A 16,480-nucleotide genomic window follows, 5' to 3' on the forward strand; every position below is an offset into this window, starting at 1 on the left:
GCGTCCCGCGACGACCGCTCGTGCCGAGCACCTCGCGGGGAAGCGGTAGCTTTCGAAGCGCCGCTCGCCAGTCGCCGCGACCCTTCCGCCCCACGCCCGTGACCGCGTCCGCACCGCACGCCACGCCACCCGACTATCTCCCCCTGCAGCGCTGGCTGATGGCCTGCATCGTGGCCGTCTTCCTCGCCGTCGTGGTGGGGGGCATCACGCGACTGACCGAGAGCGGGCTCTCGATCACCGAATGGAAGCCGGTCTCCGGCGTGCTGCCGCCGCTGTCCGCGGCCGAGTGGGCGACGGCCTTCGAGTCCTTCCAGCGGATCCCGCAGGCCGAGACGACCCACAAGGGGATCACGCTCGAGGGATTCAAGCTCATCTACTGGTGGGAGTGGTTCCACCGGATCCTCGCCCGGAGCGTGGGGCTCGTGTTCGCGATCCCGTTCATCGTGCTGCTCGCGCGCGGTGGCATCCCGGAACGGCTGCACATGCGGCTCACCGTGCTGCCGCTGCTCACGCTCGCGCAAGGCGCGCTCGGCTGGTACATGGTGCAGAGCGGCCTCGCCGAGCGGACGTCGGTGAGCGCCTACCGGCTCACCGCGCATCTCGCGCTCGCGCTCGCGATCCTCGTGGTGGCGCTCTGGACGCTCGCCGACCTGCGGCCCGTCGCGCGCGAGGCACGGCCGTCGGCGCGCTGGCGGTGGGCGATGGGAGTGGTGGTGGTGCTGCTCATCGTGACCCTGCTCTCCGGCGGCTTCGTCGCCGGGCTCCGCGCGGGCCGCATCTACAACACCTTCCCCCTGATGGGAGGGTCGCTCGTGCCGATGGGCTACGGCCAACTCGCGCCCTGGTGGCGCGACGCGTTCGAGAACCCGGCGGCGGCGCAATTCCATCATCGGCTACTGGCGATCGGGACGGGTCTGCTCGCGCTGCTTCTCGCGCTCGGCGCCCGCGCCGCCGTGCTCGGCGCCGAGGCGGCGCGCGCCGTGCGACTGATGGGTGCGATCGTGCTGGCGCAGGTCACGCTCGGCATCGTCACGCTGCTGTTCGCGGTGCCGATCGCCCTCGGCGTGGCCCATCAGTTCACGGGCGTGCTCGCGTTGAGTGCGGGGGTGCTCGCGTTGCACCGGGTACTGGGCGCTTCGGGGTCCGCGAGCAGGTAGTCGAGGACGTCCTGCGCCGTGTACGAGCGGCGACCCTTGGCGACGCTGGTGAGTTCGAGCAGGCTGTCACCGCTGGTCACGAGCGGGAGTTCCGCGCCCGATCCCTCGCGGACCTGCGCCATGCCCACGGCCGCCGCGAGTCCGTTGCAGAGACAGCGGCGCCCGCGGGTGTGCTCGACGGTGCCGCCGGCTTTCACGTACTGCTCCACCGGCGCCGCCGCGCAGCGATGGACGATGCGCCCGTCGGGGCCGCGCGCCGCGGTGCGGAGGTAGCCGAGGTCGCAGAGGCGTCCGCGATCGGCCGGCGCTTGGGCGAGCGACGGCGTCTCGGCGAGCTTGAACGGGAAGCCGGTGGGCGAGGCTCGCGGGTCGGTGAAGATCCCGACGTCGCCGTTGGCGAGGTCGCCGAGCACCGCGCGCTTGATCTCGGGCGTGAAGCCCGACTCGTCGGCGTAGGCGAAGGCGGTGCCCACCTGGATGCCCGCCGCCCCGAGCTGCCGGGCGTTGCGCAGGGCCTGCGGGGAGCCCACGCTGCCGGCGAGCCAGAAGGGCTTGCCGATCTCGCGCATGGCGTCGAGGTCGGCGGTGTCGCGGTCACCGTAGACGGGCTCTCCGCGCGCGTTCAGTCGAAGTGCGCCGCGCGGTGGCGCGTTGTGGCCACCGGCGGTCGCGCCTTCCACGACGAAGCCGTCCACCGTGCCGTTCGACTTGCGCGCAAGCGTGGTGGCGAGCGAGTGGGCCGACACGATGGCGAAGAAGCGGGGCCGCGTGAGCGCGCGCGGCGCGCCGGGGAAGTCGGCGGGAGCGAAGCGCAGGGAGAGTGGTTCGTCGGCGGGCTGTCCCTCGACGTCGAAGCGCATGGTGGCGGCGGCGCCCTGCGCGAGGGCGTCGAGCGCGCCCGGGATCTCGCGCGGGATGCCCGCGCCCATGAGCACCACATCCACGCCGGCGAGCATCGCGCCGTAGAGCGAGGCGAGCGTCGGCAACTGGACCTTGGTGAGCAGGTTGATGCCGACCGCGCCCTGGTGCCCTTCCTTGGCGAGGAAGACCTCGACGAAGTTCGCCGCGACGGTGACCTGCTCGCGCAGCGCGCTCACGGCCTGCTTGTACATGGGGAGGACGCGATACGGCTCGCCCGGCGCGCGGCCCTCCGGCCGGAAGTAGCGACGCAGGAGGTCCGCGGCGACGCCCGGCATGGGGAGATGCTCGAGGGCGCGGCGCATCGCGCCGCCGACGTCGCCATCCTGGAGCCGGCGCACCAGCACGGTGTCGAGCGCGGTCCCCGAGACGACGCCGAGCTGCCCGGCGGACGAGACGGCATGGGCGAGGCGCCAGTCGGAGACGGCGACACCCATGCCTCCCTGGATGATGAGCGGCAACGCGCGAGCGGACATGTCGTGTGTGCGGTGGTGGAGTGAGGTACCGGCGCGATCAGCGCGCGGTGCGCTCGCGCTGCGCGATCGCGAGGGCCTCGCGCACGCGTTGCGGCGCCCCTTCGATGCGCCACGCCTCGCGTCCGCCCGGATCGACGAGCACGATGGTGCTGCCATGCGCGATCATGCCGGTGTCCGGGTCGCGCTGGCGCGCGATGCGCCACGCATCGAGTGCGGCGTTCACCTCGTCCACGCTGCCGGAGAGGGCGCGGTCGTGCGGGGCGAGCTCCCACGCGGTCGCGATCGCGCCGAGCCGTTCGGGTGCGTCGCGCCACGGATCGAGCGAGATGACGAGCAGCGGGACCGAATCCGCGCCCTCGTCGGCGCGGGCGCGCTTGGCCTGCTGCACGATCACGGGGCAGATGTCCTCGCAGTGGCCGAAGGCGAACGTGACCATCACCCATCGACCGAGGTAGTCGTCGAGCCGAGTCACGCCGCCGAGCTGGTCCCGCAGCGCGAGCGGCTCCGCCGGCGCGCGTCCGCGCTCCGGCAGCGCGGCGGTGACCGCGAACGGCTCGCCGTCCGCGAGTCCGCGCGCGCCAGCGACGCGCCGACCCGCGGTGAGGAGCCCGCTCGCGAGCAGGAGCACGACGACCGTCGACGCAGCGCGGCCAGCGAAGCCGCGGTGGAGCCGGGCGAGTCCGGTGCGCAGTTCCGCGCCCCAGACGATGGTGAGCACCCCGAGCATGCCGATGGGCTCTCCGATGAGCAGGAGCCAGCCCCCGGCATGGGGCAGCCCGGTGCGCGAGGCCCCGAAGCAGACCTCGCGGGTGAGCACGACCCACGCCGGCGCGTCGTCTCCGAGCGGCGCCAGCGCGAGCCACCACCAGGCGGCGCTGATGGTGAGGATCGCCGCGAGTGCCACGACCGCCAATGACGGCCGTGGCCCCGCGGTGGTCGTCAGCCGACCTTCCAGAGGAACGAGAGGAGCTTCCAATTGGTGAAGTAGTAGGCGATGAACGCGAGCAGGAAGACGGCGACGAGGACGATCGTCCCCGGTGTGGGGCCCATCCATCCGCGGGCCGGCGCGTGCATCTCCGCGTTCCGGGTGTCCACGTCGGCGGAGTGCGTGGGCGGATGCGTGAGTCCCTGCGGCACGCCGACCATGGCGACGCCGCGCGTGATCTCGCCGAGCGGCTCACCGAAGAAGACCGACTTCACGGCGATGAGGATGAAGCCCAGTGCGGCGGTGACGGCCATGATGCCGCCGATCCCCATCAGCGCGAGCACGAGGTCCACCGCCGGGTTGAACTCCACGCTGAACGGGGCGCCGCTGAACGAGATGTCCCAATGGCGCCGCGGCACGCCGAAGCTGCCGGCGAAGGTCATCCCCATGGACAGGAAGAGGATGCCGAAGGAGAAGAGGTACGGCTGGACCTTCGCGAATCCCCAGAACGCGACCTTCCGCCGGAAGATCAGCGGCAGGAGGTAGTAGGTCGCACCCATGAAGGCCATCGCCGTGCCGCTCACGACGGTGGCGTGGAAGTGCCCCGGCACGCGCAGCGTGTTGTGCGCGATGATGTTGATCTGCTCGGTGCCGATGGTGACGCCGGTGATGCCGCCGACGAAGCCGAAGAAGATCACCGACAACACCAGCGAGCTGAAGCCCGGGTCGCCCCAGGGTGCGCGCCGGAGCCACCCGAAGAGCCCCTGCGTGTAGCCGCGGAGCCGCATCCCGAGTTCCATGCCGGCGGGGATGGTGAAGCCGTGGATCATCGAGGCCAGCACGGCCATGTACATGAAGTACGAGGTGTTGGTGATCTTCCATGCCGAGCCGAAGCCCGGGTCCACGAGCAGGTGGTGCGCCGAGGCCATGGAGATGAAGAGCACGTAGAGCACGAAGGCGCTGCGGCTGACCTTCTCGTTGAGCACCACCGCGCCGACCGTCAGTGAGCCGAGCATGTACCAGATGGAGACCTGCGCGGCCATGTTGATCTGCTGCGACGAATGGCCGAGCGCCCACCAGATCATCTTGTAGATCTGCGGGTCGATCGTCTTGATGAGCCCGATGGACCAGAGGAAGGTGGGGATGTAGATGAGCGCGCCGTGGAGCAGCGTGATCACGGCGATGATCGCCGCCGTGAGCGCGCCGTACACCACGAGCGGCATGGACCCTTCGTAGGTGCGCTCGCGCTTGGCGATGGTGATCGTCGCGAAGAACTGCGCGGTCACCAGCAGGGCGCCGACGGCGAAGAGGATGATGCCGAGGTAGAAGATCGGATGCGCCTTGAGCGGCACGTACGACGTGAAGAGCACGTCGGCGCGGCCGGTCCACTGCGCCCACTCCACCATGAGCGTGCCGAGGAGCATCAGCCCGAAGTTGAACCACCCGAACCGCGGTGCGGCCGGCCGCGCATTGAGCAGCACGGTGCCGGCGAACCAGAGCACCGCCATCTCGAAGTAGATGATGAAGAAGATCAGCATGTTCATGCCGTGCACGCCGAGCAGCCGGTAGTACCAGGTGGCGGGCAGGAGGTGCACGGCCTGCCAGCGCGTGAGCACCAGCAGCAGCGCGGCGATCGCACCGACGAGCAGCGCCACCACGGCGACCACGGCGTTGGCCTTGATCAGCGCCTCGGCCCCGGAATGGATCCGCCGGCCGGTGGCGGGGCAGGTGCGGAAGAGTCCGGTCTCCAGTGCGGGGGCGGTCACGGTTCGTCCCCCCGCTTGATGGTGGAGGCCGCGTTGTCCGCGACCGGCGCGCCGGCCGCATCCACGACGATCACGCGGCCGACCATGGTGTGGTGCCCGATGCCGCAGAACTCGTTGCAGATGATGCGGAAGTCACCGGAGGCCGTGGGCGTCACGCGCAGGCCGTAGTCGTAGCCGGGCGATACGGCGAAGTTCACGTTCAGCGGATACAGGCTGAAGCCGTGGTTCACGTCGAGCGACGACAGGTGCAGCATGTACTCCTTGCCCTGCTCGAGCTGCAGGATGGGGTACCATTGGAAGGAGAGCGCGGTGAGATAGATGTCGCTCCCCGGCGGCGGCGCGACGATGGGGATCCCCTGGTCCTCGCCGACCTTGTACTGCGCGGCGAACGCGACCGTGCGCTCGTAGAACGCGCGGGGTTCGACCTTGCGGCGCACGCCGGACGGGTTCTGCCCGCCCTTCCAGTGCCAGAGCGGCATCATCGCGAAGAGCACCATGCACCAGAAGAACGCGATGGCGACCCACACCTTCTCCGCCTTGTGCGCCGGCTTCCACCACACGCCGGGAACGGGGTCGAGCCCCGTGTGGACCTTGGTCAGCATGGCATCCTCACGGGAGCGTGGCTTGCGGCATCGTGAGGATCTCCCACATGCCCCAGCCAGTGTAGACGACGAACATCACGACGATGCCGGCGATGAGGAGCAGCCAGACATTGTCGAACATCCGCTGCATCAGCGGGATGGGCTCATGGGGCCCGCGGGCGTCAGTGGGGTCCATCGCGCGCATACTCCTCGGTCGGTGGGGGGACGTCAGGAACGGCGGTACGTTGCAAATATCATGTCGATATGATAGATAACGCGCAAGATGAGTCCCGACATCCGCCCGCCGGACCCGCGCTCCCTGCGGCGCGTCGAGGCCGCGGCGCGCGCCGCGGTCCGCGCGCTCGACGCCGTCGTGCATCGGCTGTACGGCTGGCGCGCCAACCCGCTCCACCAGAGCGGCGCGCTCGCGGCCTGGATGCTCGTCCTGCTCACCGTGACGGGGCTCTACCTCCTGCTCGTCTACCGGATCGGCGCGCCCTCCGCCTCCGTGGCGCGGCTCGCGGCCGATCCCTGGCTCGGCGGCTGGATGCGGTCGCTGCATCGCTATGCCACCGACCTCTTCGTCATCGCCACTGTCCTGCATGCGTTGCGGCTCTTCGGTCAGGCGCGCGAGTGGGGGCCGCGCACGCGGGCCTGGCTGAGCGGCCTCTTCCTCTTCGGCGTCGGCCTCGCCTGTACCTGGACCGGCTTCGTGATGGCGTGGGACAGCTTCGGCCTCCGGCTCGCCGTCGCCGGCGCACGCCTCTTCGACGTGCTGCCCGTGCTCTCCGAGCCGGTCGGACGCATCTTCGCCGGCGACCGCCCCGTCCCCGGGGCCTTCTTCTTCCTGAACCTGTTCGTCCACATCGCGCTGCCCCTCGCCATGGGCGTGGGATTCTGGCTGCATGTCTCGAAGGTCGCGCGTCCGGCGCTCGCGCCGCCCCGCGGTCTGCGGTGGCGTGTCACCCTCGTGCTCCTCGCGCTGGCGATCCTCTGGCCGGCACCGCTCGGGCCCGCTGCCGATCCGCTCGCTCTCCCCGCCACCACGCCCATCGATCTCACCACGACCTGGTGGCTCCTGCTCGCCGAGCAGGCGTCGCCATGGCTGGTGTGGGGCGTCGTGGCCGTCGGCGCGGCGCTCGCGGTGTCGGTGCCGGCGTTCGCGCGCCGCGCGCGAGCGGGTGCGTGGACCCCGAGCGTCGTCGACCCGCGGCTCTGCACCGGCTGCGACCAGTGCACGCAGGACTGTCCATGGGAGGCGATCGAGATGGTCGCGCGCGACGACGATCGGCCTACGCTCGTCGCACGCGTGGATCCCGCGCTGTGCGTGAGTTGCGGCATCTGCGCCGCCTCGTGCGCCCCGATGGGGGTCGGCCCCCCGGGACGCACCGGACGCGACCAGCTCGCCGCGCTGCGCGACGGGCTCCTCGCCGAGCTCCAGCGCCTCCCGGTGGATGACCGGCTCGTGGTGGTCCGCTGTGGCCAGTCGTCGGCGACGCTGCGAGGCCGCCTCGCGTCCGCGGGGGCGCGCCTCCATGAGGTGACGTGCGTCGGCAACCTGCACACCTCCGTGATCGAGCTCCTCGTGCGGCAGGGGGCGCCGGGGGTGCTCATCGCCGGCTGTCCACCACGCGACTGCGTTGGCCGCGAGGGACCGAAGTGGCTCGAACAGCGACTCCATCACGAGCGGGAGGCCGAGTTGCAGCCGCGCGTCGACCGGCGTCGCGTGCGGATGGTCACCGCCGCGATCGGACTCGAGGACGAGGTGCTGGGCGAGCTCGCGGAGTTCCGCCGCGCGCTCGCGGCGCTCGGTCCGCCGACCCCCGAGATCGACATCGACCTGCGCGACCTCTGCGAACCGGCGAGCGACGAGGTGCCCGCATGAGTGGCCGTCGCCGCTGGCTCTCGGTGCCGGTGACGCTCGCCGCTGCCGCGGCGCTCGCCGCGCTGTCGGGCGTTCCGGTCCGTTGGTACCCGGACGCGGCTGCCGAGCTCCGGTTGTCGTGGAGTGCGCGGCCGGAGCGCCTCGAGGTCTGCCGCGAGCGCACCGACGCCGAGCTCGCCGAGCGGCCCGCGCACATGCGACAGCGCATGGAGTGCGAGGGGCGCTCGGCGACCTACGCACTGACGGTGCTCGTGGACGACGACACGCTCGAAGGCTCCGTCATCCAGGGGTCGGGGATGCGGCAGGATCGTCCCGTGCACCTGCTGCGGCGGCATCCGGTCGGGGAAGGGACGCACCGGGTGCGGGTACGACTCGTCCGTCGCGAGGAGCGCACCGAGGAGGAACGGCGCGAGCGCCGCGAGCACGGAGCGCGCGTCCTCGAGTCGCTCCCGCCGCGGGCCGAGCTCGACACCGTGGTTAGCTTCCAGCGTGCCGCGGCGGTGCTGGTCACCTACCGGGACGGCGCCATCGTCGTGCAGGCCGCATCGCCGCGCTGAGCGGGATCGGCACGCGCGTCCCCTCTCACGCCAGGCGAGTCGAGCCGGATGCTGAATCAGTCCGCTGAGTACGCGCTTCGCGCCGCGGCGCGACTCTCCGCCCTTCCGCCCGAGGGGTCCATGCACGCCCGCGAGCTCGCGGACGTGCTCGACGTCCCGGCCAACTATCTCTCCAAGGTGCTGCACCAGCTCGCCGTGGCCGGGATCCTCGAGTCGCGACGCGGGCGGAGCGGCGGCTTCCGGCTCGCGCGACCGGCCGACGAGATCACGCTCGAGGCGGTGGTCGCACCGTTCGAGGATGTGGGGCGTTACCGGCAGTGCCTGCTCGGGAAGTCGGTGTGCAGCGACAGCCGCCCGTGCGCGGCGCACGCCCGGTGGAGGCCGGTGGGGCGGCTCATGACGAGCTTCCTCACGCGGACCACGCTCGCCGATGTCGGGCAGCGGCCGGTCCGCATCACCGGGCGCTGAGGGGCCGGCGCGACCCGGCGATGGTCATCGGCGATCGTCTTCGGCTCGTGGTCGCAGCCGGTCGTAGCGGAGACGAACGGTCCGTGGGCGACGGCGTGATCGGCCCGGGTCTCCGTGATCCCTCAACAGGGTCCGCGTCGTTGCAGGCGGACGCCACGGGGCCGGATCGCCGGGGGGAGGAGTCGCGATGCTCCAAGACGTCATCCTTCCGAAGCGCGAAGAGGCCTATCTCAGCGAGTCCACGGGCGAAGGAACGGCAGCGCCAGCATGTGGGTGGCGCGCACCAGGCGACCCGACGCGCGCACATTGGTCGTGATGGCAGCTGCCGCGCGGTGATCAGGATAGATGATCAGCACGGAATAGCCGCCTCGACCGTTCCCGCCATGCCACCAGTTCGGCACGAAGTCCTCGATCGCGACACCGAACGTGTCGACCAGGGCGTCGCCTGGAATGAAGCCGTATCCGTACGGGGGTGCGTTCCCGCCCCCCGCCGAATGGATGCGCAACATCTGCTGCAGCGAGCCGGCGCTCACCAGGCGTCCGTCAACGAGGGCCAGCCCGAATCGCACCAGGTCCTCGGCGGTCGAGATGAACCCGCCGCCAAGGAACTTGCAGCTCGCATCGATCCCGACGGTCTCGGAGAAGTTGCCGCGCTCGTCCCGGTCGTAGAACGCGGCGACGTTCACGCGCGCCGTCGGCCCGCCTTCGATCGCGGTCGACGTCATTCCGGCGGGCTTGAAGACACGCTCGCGCATGAGCACATCGAACGGCCTCCCGTCCGCCGCTTCGAGTACCGCCGAGAGCAGGACATAGCCGAACGTCGTGTAGCGATAGTCGGTGCCGGGCGCGAACTGGAGGGGGTCATCGACGAAATCGCCCAAGGCCTCCCCGGGACTCGCGCAGCGTGAGTCGCTGACGCTGTCCCACTCACCGTCCCGGTAGTGCCGGATGCCGGAACGGTGCGCGAGGAGCTGTCGTACCGACACCACGCCGATGTGCGTGGGCAGGCGAGGGAGGTGTCGCGAGATGGGGGCGTCGAGATCGAGCCGTCCTGCCTCGGCGAGTGCCATCGCGGCGACGGCGCCGAGGGACTTCGAGGTACTGTAGATCCGGAACCGCGTCCGCGGCGTCGCCGGTCGCGCTGACCTCACGTCGGCCAGGCCCGCTGCGCGCGAGAAGACGATCCTTCCCTCGCGTCCGACCGCACCGGCGTAGCCGGGCAGCAGGTCCTGCGAGTCCACCGCGACCGAACCCGCGATCCGCTCAGCGGCGGTCACCCGCGCGGCATCCTCGGAATCGGTGCGCCGGGACGTTCCGGAGCTGATGCAGCCCGTCAACACGACAAGCAGCAGGAGTGCTCCACGTCGGCGTGCGGAGCGAAAGGTCGACATGAACGGATCCATCGTCAGGGACGGGGCTATCGCGGGCGGACCGCCGCAGCCTAGTGGCTGGGCGAACGCATGCGAGCCTTCGAGTGACCGGGCGCCGACCCGCCGGGATGGATCTGGTACAGGTGCCGCATTGCGCCAGCGGCGGCGGTCGGTCAGCACTGGTCGCGATCCAGCCATCAGGACCGGAAGGTGCCGCCGAGCACCGCGAGCGCCTTGGCAGGCGGCGGAGTGGTGACTGCGCCCAGGCGCTTGGTCGACCTCCGCGGTACGAAGGTGGTCGAGGGCGATGTGGCCGCCCTCATGCGAAGCGACACCGTATGCGGCAGGGGGGGATGGCTGTCCGATCCGGGCACGAGCCATCGCTTGGTCAGCTCCTGCGCCAACGCCGGATTAGGCACGGCGCATTCACATAGTAAGTGCACTGCGGTCGCCGCACCCGGAAGCGGGTGAGGTGACCTGGGGCAGGCTAGGCTTCAGTTCTCCTCCAAGAGAAAGGACGCCATGACCTACACCCAGATCACTCTCGAAGAAAGGTACGCCATTTCGGCGCTACGCAAGCTCGACTACTCCTCTGCAGAGATCGCGCGGGAGCTGGGGCGCGACCCCAGCACCATCAGCCGCGAGGTGCGCCGCAACGCCTGGCGCACCGACGGCCGCTCGTACTGGGTCGACAAGGCGCAGTCGTATACGAACGAGCGCCGGCGCGCCTCGCGGCGAAACACGCAGTTCACGGCGGAGGAGTGGGCCTTCGTCGCGGACCTGCGGCGCGAGGACTGGAGCCCGGAGCAGATCGTCGGGTGGTGTGCGCGCTTCAATATCCTTGCGATCAGCCACGAGACCATCTATCGCCACATCCATGAGGACCGCGCCCGAGGCGGCACCCTCTACACCCATCTGCGCGTGATGACGCAGAACCTGCGGAAGCGCTATGGCACCTACGACAGCCGCGGCCGCCTCGCGGGCAAGCGGCATATCTCGACGCGGCCGGCCGGCGCGCAACCGCTCGCGCATCGGGCATTGGAAGGGCGACACCGTGCTCGGCAACACGCAGCATGGCGCGTGCGTGGTGACGCTCGTGGAGCGAAAGTCGGGCTTCGTCGCGATCGGCCTGCTCGCACAACGCACGGCCGCCAACACGAACGCGCGGCTGCGGCAGCTGATCGAGGCGCAGCCGCGGCCGGTGCGCACGCTCACGCTAAACAACGGGACTGAGTTCCACTCCTACAAGAAGCTCGAGGCCGTCGTCTCCACGAAGTGCTACTTCGCGACGCCGCACCATTCATGGGAGCGTGGGAGCAACGAGAACATGAACGGGCTCTTTCGGCAGTACGCGCCCAAGCGCACCTCGATGGAACACCTGACGCAGCAGGCCTGTCAGCGCATCGCGGACAAGCTCAACCGCCGTCCGCGCAAGCGGCTTGGCTTTCGCACCCCGGAGGAGATCTATGCGGCATGATGCTCAGCGGTGCACTTCAAAGTTGACTTTACACCGGCCACGCTGTCGTCCATCGGGTCCACTGCGCCGATGGCTGCCGGGTGCGCGGTCAGCCGTCGCTCGTGCCGCGATCGCGCTCCATCCCTGCTCGAGACTTTCACTCACGCTGAGCCGATCAGCTCGGCATGACGTCAAGTTGTGCCGCGGCCGCTTCCCCAAACTTCCGGTGGGCGGCCGTCGCGGACTTCAGGCGACGATGGGGAGGGTATGGGCATGGCTCCAACCTCTCAGGGTATGGAGCCTCCGGCAATCCCGGGGCGATTCAATCCGGTGTGGAACGTCGACAGTGCCGAAGTGGACTGTGCACGTCTTTAGATCCTCCGGCATCATCACGTCCGCGGAGTCTGGATTGATGTAGATGTTGTCGCCGATGGCCGCCTTCCAGTTCACGGACGCGACCGTCTGACAGCGACCCCCGGAGACGGTGGGGTTGCTCGGCTTCTGGGGCGTCGCGACGTTGCACGCGACGGCGAGCAGCGCGCTGAGCACGCGGAGCACAAAACTCAGTGAACGTGGCATCAGGGCGTCCTCACGGTCACCGGCTCCCAACTTGCCGGAACGTCGGCACGACGCGTGACGACCAAAGTGGAAGGTGTTCCGTTCACGAAGAAGTAGAACGTCTCCTCCCTGACGACCGCGGCCGAGTCCGGATTCCAGTCAAGCATTCGTGTATCCGTCTGCGAACCCCACTTGCCGATTCCGACAACGAGTCGTGAACGCTCGACGCCGCTCGTGGTCCCCCGGAGCGAAACCGCCGACTCGAGATCGTAGGTCCAAATCGCCGTGAACGGACTTGCGCGGTTGCCGTTTCGCGTCAACCGCGGCACGCCGTCGACTCGCCGGTGGGCCCGACTGGAGCTGAACACCGCTCCATACTCCGGCTCAGTCGGCACGGTGACCCCTGGCACCACACCGACTAACGCGAAGTCGCCGGGCAGGATTCCGTTGACACGCCCCTCCGCATCGACGACGATGTCCGTGCTCTCAACCGAAACCGAGATCGCGACCTGCTGTTCAGCCCCGTGGCAGAGTCCGACGATCCAGCTCGCGCCATACCCACGCCGATATTCGCGGACGAGCTCGACCGGAAACACATCGTACCCGGATTCGACGAAATAGACTCGAGGGCAGATCGCTAGGTTGGCGGCAATCGACCCGCCACGGTCTTGAGCGGCGTACCGCCTCAAGTCCGTCTCGAACGTCCTCCAGAACGCCCAGGCGAGTTGGCGAGCCTGCACACGCGTGACCCAGCTCGCGCCACCCACAGGTATCGGGTCCTCGAACGCGAAGTGGCCAGATTCGTTCAGCCGCGCCGCGGCCGCCGGCGTGAGCGCCGCATGCAACTCCGACCTGCTCACGCGCGGGGCGGTGGGCAGATCGTCACTACATGCGCCGAGCGAGACGAGCGCCAGCGTCGTGATAAGCCATCCTGATCGCCTTTGCATGTCTGAGGTGCGTCCGAAACTACGACCGAGGGTGGGTTGCAAGGCGTGCGGCTAGGGTATGTCGCGGAACAAAGCGCCGCAAGAGCTACCGCGAATGCCGGCCCCGAACGGGCGACGCGCGAAGGGCTGTCACTTCGATCACCGTGCCTAGCACTGGAGCCGCGGCGGGGGGACCCTCAGCTAGTGCATCGAGCGAGAGCCAGCGCATCGTCGGCCTCCAGGTCGAGGCTCATGGAGTTCTCCACAACTCAGTCTGCTCGGCATAGCGTCAGGTTGTGCTGCGGCCGCTTCCATAAGATGCGGTTGGGCGGCCGTGCGGTACCTTCAGGTGCGATAAAGCACGGCCGCCCAACCGCTACCCCAGCGCGGCCGTCGGCACCAACTGCCGTTATGCGGCGCCCGGTGGAAGGCTCGGCGGCGCTGCTCCTCGCGGCGGCAGAGGCAACGTCTCCGATGCGGCGTCGATGATGCGCTGCAATTCCTCTGGCGACGGTAGAGCAGGCGGCGGCGGACCAACGCCGCCGTTGCGAACATAGTGGTCCTCGACAAAGCCACAGCGGAGACACCGTTGCCGTTGGTGAGTGACAACTATGTCACCGCGTGCACCACTTGCTTCGTCCTCATGGCGCGGAGGTCTGGTGAACTCGTATAGTTCCCATGGACTCCACACATGCTCGTAAGTGTCGGGCTTAAGCTGGAGCTTTCTGCAGCGGCGACAACGGCGGAACCGTTGGACCACACAGACGGCGTGCGAGACTGTCCAAGGCTCCCAGTCGTGGAACAGAACCCAGCAGCCACCACCGGGCGTTCTGCCTGACTCGTCTGACGCTTGACTGGAACTGACGGTGGTGCTCATAGGCGACGTAGCTGAATGTCAGGGTCGATCTATTCCACATAACGTGTGGCTGTGCCGCCGCCTCCAAAGCCACGGCCAGCGGCACCGTGTGGCGCCCCCTGCTCACAATATGCGCGACAACGCGAACATCTAGAAGATGAGGAGAAGTCCGATGAGAATCACGGCGATCCACAGCGGAGCCTTCATCGATGAGATCGCACGTCGCACCACTGCGGCGTCGCGCGACAAGTTCTGCAGGGCCTGGAGCTCGGGCGTGGTGACGGTCTCTCCAACTCGACGCGGATCTACCTCCAGGCCGTCCTCCTCCGAGTCCTCTGTGGAAACGACCCGCGTGTTCAAGGCCGAATGACGGCTGAGAAGGAGCTCAAACTCCCCAACGTCACCTAGTCGCGGCAACACCCCTTCTCCTTCCGGGGCACCTTCGACGACGTGAGCCTCGTCAGCGGTCAGGATCCTAACGCTATCGGTGCCGATCGCCGGTGACCATTCGCTGTACAAACCCGAGACTCTCGAGACGGTGATGCTTGCGGAAATCGGGTGTGGGTATGTGGCGATCTCGCACAGTGTTCGCAACCTCAACGGACTTACAGCTACTTCGATCTCGATAGTGTCGGGAAATGTGTGATTGTGAAAGTCGATCTCGCTCGTGTAGCTAGGGAACCCAAAGAGCTTGCATCGTTCACCCTCCTCTTCATTCTGCAGAGCCCTGACTCTCAGTCGGACCTGCGATATCTCGCGTTCGGTCCCGAGCATAGAGAGCTTCGTGCGGCTCCACCTCGATTCGGACGAGTACTCGGCATCGAATTGAAGGTCCGCGACCACGACGGTCGACTCTTTCCACTCCACGCTAGGATTGCCGTCGTCCCCGAGGGACCTCTTAAGTCCCCAGATGCTCAGCAGCCTGAAAGTGTGCGCCTCGAAGCGCAGCGTCCAATCCCACGGAATGAGATCGCGTCCAAGGCGCTCTCCGGATGACGAGAGCTCATGGAGTGACCACGGGTAGAGGTTCTTGTGTTCCCGGAGGTCGCTGAAGCGGATCGCCCGATCGAGATGGTACTTCACGAGGCCTCTGCCCGAGTGTGTGTGTCGTCAGTCCACATAACGTATGCGTCTGCTGCGAGCGCTTCTATAAAGTGCGGTTGTTGGCTAGCAAGCGTCGCTATGTGGCTTGTAGAACGGCCCGCTATCTCCCCCAGACCGGCGCAGTCTTGGAGTCGAAGAGATGAACCTTGCACTTGAGTTGTGGAGCGATCTCAGTAGCTCGTTCAATGTCCGCATCGGAGAAAACGCCGATATACACGCTCCACAGCTTGTCAGGAATGGGCTGCTTCGCGGCATGGGCTAGGGCAGTGATGATGTGCTCATCCTGCGGCCCAAAGTTAAAGCCGAAGGAGACGACAGAACCGGTTACCGTAGCCAAGGCTTGGAAACTGTGGTGCAGATAAGGGTTCTGCCGGATGTGCTTCAGCTTCTGCGCGCCGTCTCCGGCGGTCACGAACAGTGGGTATTCGTCGTTCTGGATGCGCTTCGTGATCTGTTCGAGAAGATAACCCTCGCCGTACTGCTCCTTCACGATCTCGAGGCCTGTATCAAAGAGCGGGAGCGCGCCGTGGATATAGTGAACGTTCTGCCCTGCGGAGTTACGTCCCCACCGCAGCTCGGACCACTCGATGTCTTCCTCGGGAACGTACTCGTCGGGGTTCTCGCGATCGCGCCCGAAACCGTCGACGCCACCAAGTTCCCCCCTCATGAGCACCCAGTAGAGCAGAAGATCGTAGTTCGTAGTGAAGAGGGAGCCGTCCGCGTCTAAGAAGCGTCGGAGGAACGAAACGCACGCGTCGCACTTATCCTGCGGGACCTTGAAGACATGCTCAGGGTGAAGTGCCCGAACTGCATCGATGAGACCACGCTTCAGGTCCGAGCGTGCGGTGTCAATGCGCGCTCGGAGCGTGGCATCAATGCCTAGCACCTCGCCCACGGCAGCGAAAGTGTCGAGCTGCCGCATGACCTGTTCGAAGTCGTGAGTGTCAACTACTCGGAATAGGGCCTTGAGCAGTGCGTTGTCCAACGTGTCAACGAAGCCATGAAGTGCGTTGTAGGAGAAGATGCCAGGGTCGTAAGCCATGCTGAAGCCGTTGCCAAGCAGCAGGCTATATGACCGCTTGCCCCTCTTCGCCATCTTCGCTTCAACGGTCGAGAATGGAATGACGTCCATTGAAGGGTCGGCGCAAGAGCCGTGGAAAGTGTGAGGGTGTCACCGAAAGCGTAGTGTCCACATAACGTCAAGTTGTGCTGCGGCCGCTTTCATAAAATACGGTTGGGCGGCCGCGCGGTACCTTCAGGTACGATAAAGCGCGGCCGCCCAACCGCTACCCCAGCGCGGCCGTCTGCACCAACTGCCGTTAGGCTGCGCCGCGCGCTAGTCGTTCCATCCAAGAAATAGCGAACTTACCACTCCGTCTGCATCGACCACGCCTAGGATCAAGGTGCTCGCGTGCTTCCATTGGTAGACGTTGTAGCTCTCGGTATCGTTTCGGAGCGGGACACCATACAGCGCGTG

General features: G+C 67.7%; 14 protein-coding genes and 1 pseudogene. 5 read left to right on the forward strand and 10 right to left on the reverse strand.

All coding sequences use genetic code 11. The features are described 5' to 3' along the window. Positions 1–98 precede the first annotated feature (98 nt). Positions 99–1,157 (forward strand): COX15/CtaA family protein, encoded by a 1,059-nt coding sequence (locus IPJ78_12185; protein ID MBK7907310.1) that lies wholly within the window; start codon positions 99–101, stop codon positions 1,155–1,157. On the opposite strand, the gene IPJ78_12190 is transcribed toward IPJ78_12185, so the two are convergent. The 5 genes from IPJ78_12190 to IPJ78_12210 are packed head-to-tail and all read right to left on the reverse strand — an operon-like array spanning position 1,073 to position 6,019. Continuing rightward, on the reverse strand, positions 1,073–2,551 hold the full coding sequence (locus IPJ78_12190; protein ID MBK7907311.1) for a nitronate monooxygenase: 1,479 nt from the start codon (positions 2,549–2,551) through the stop codon (positions 1,073–1,075). The two genes, IPJ78_12185 and IPJ78_12190, sit on opposite strands and share 85 nt — an antisense overlap. Positions 2,552–2,588: 37 nt before the next feature. Next, positions 2,589–3,455, reverse strand: a complete 867-nt coding sequence (locus IPJ78_12195) for an SCO family protein (protein MBK7907312.1) — start codon at positions 3,453–3,455, stop codon at positions 2,589–2,591. Positions 3,456–3,490: 35 nt separating this feature from the next. Beyond that, the gene (locus IPJ78_12200; GenBank protein ID MBK7907313.1) at positions 3,491–5,242 is read right to left on the reverse strand and encodes a cbb3-type cytochrome c oxidase subunit I; all 1,752 of its coding nucleotides are present in this window, start codon (positions 5,240–5,242) and stop codon (positions 3,491–3,493) included. Then, on the reverse strand, positions 5,239–5,844 hold the full coding sequence (locus IPJ78_12205) for a cytochrome C oxidase subunit II (protein MBK7907314.1): 606 nt from the start codon (positions 5,842–5,844) through the stop codon (positions 5,239–5,241). The genes IPJ78_12200 and IPJ78_12205 overlap by 4 nt, the downstream gene beginning before the upstream one ends. 7 nt (positions 5,845–5,851) lie before the next feature. Next, positions 5,852–6,019 (reverse strand): hypothetical protein, encoded by a 168-nt coding sequence (locus IPJ78_12210; GenBank protein MBK7907315.1) that lies wholly within the window; start codon positions 6,017–6,019, stop codon positions 5,852–5,854. Positions 6,020–6,106: 87 nt separating this feature from the next. Between IPJ78_12210 and IPJ78_12215 the strand changes: the two genes are divergently transcribed. The 3 genes from IPJ78_12215 to IPJ78_12225 are packed head-to-tail and all read left to right on the forward strand — an operon-like array spanning position 6,107 to position 8,733. Beyond that, entirely contained in the window at positions 6,107–7,708 is a 1,602-nt protein-coding gene (locus IPJ78_12215) for a hydrogenase iron-sulfur subunit (protein MBK7907316.1), read from the forward strand. Beyond that, complete coding sequence (locus IPJ78_12220; protein ID MBK7907317.1) at positions 7,705–8,265, forward strand: hypothetical protein; 561 nt, start codon at positions 7,705–7,707, stop codon at positions 8,263–8,265. The genes IPJ78_12215 and IPJ78_12220 overlap by 4 nt, the downstream gene beginning before the upstream one ends. Before the next feature lie 48 nt (positions 8,266–8,313). Next, positions 8,314–8,733, forward strand: coding sequence for an Rrf2 family transcriptional regulator (locus tag IPJ78_12225; protein ID MBK7907318.1), 420 nt, complete (start codon positions 8,314–8,316; stop codon positions 8,731–8,733). 230 nt (positions 8,734–8,963) lie between these two features. Here the strand turns inward: IPJ78_12225 and IPJ78_12230 are convergent, their stop codons facing one another. Then, positions 8,964–10,010: a beta-lactamase family protein gene (locus IPJ78_12230; GenBank protein MBK7907319.1), complete on the reverse strand. Its 1,047-nt coding sequence runs from the start codon at positions 10,008–10,010 to the stop codon at positions 8,964–8,966. A gap of 615 nt (positions 10,011–10,625) precedes the next feature. Here IPJ78_12230 and IPJ78_12235 point away from each other — a divergent pair. Continuing rightward, a pseudogene (locus tag IPJ78_12235) lies at positions 10,626–11,580 on the forward strand (IS30 family transposase). Positions 11,581–11,805: 225 nt separating this feature from the next. Here IPJ78_12235 and IPJ78_12240 read toward each other — a convergent pair. The 4 genes from IPJ78_12240 to IPJ78_12255 all read right to left on the reverse strand — a co-directional run bounded on the left by IPJ78_12240 (position 11,806) and on the right by IPJ78_12255 (position 16,135). After that, positions 11,806–12,138, reverse strand: coding sequence for a hypothetical protein (locus IPJ78_12240; GenBank protein ID MBK7907320.1), 333 nt, complete (start codon positions 12,136–12,138; stop codon positions 11,806–11,808). After that, a complete protein-coding gene (locus tag IPJ78_12245; GenBank protein ID MBK7907321.1) occupies positions 12,138–13,106 on the reverse strand; it encodes a hypothetical protein in 969 nt (322 codons plus the stop codon). The genes IPJ78_12240 and IPJ78_12245 overlap by 1 nt, the downstream gene beginning before the upstream one ends. Positions 13,107–14,049: 943 nt before the next feature. Then, positions 14,050–14,982, reverse strand: a complete 933-nt coding sequence (locus tag IPJ78_12250) for a hypothetical protein (protein ID MBK7907322.1) — start codon at positions 14,980–14,982, stop codon at positions 14,050–14,052. Between the two features lie 121 nt (positions 14,983–15,103). Then, positions 15,104–16,135: a DUF4917 family protein gene (locus IPJ78_12255; GenBank protein ID MBK7907323.1), complete on the reverse strand. Its 1,032-nt coding sequence runs from the start codon at positions 16,133–16,135 to the stop codon at positions 15,104–15,106. Positions 16,136–16,480: the final 345 nt, after the last annotated feature.

It is taken from the genome of Gemmatimonadota bacterium (assembly GCA_016714015.1).
Taxonomy (GTDB): Bacteria; Gemmatimonadota; Gemmatimonadetes; order Gemmatimonadales; family Gemmatimonadaceae; genus Pseudogemmatithrix.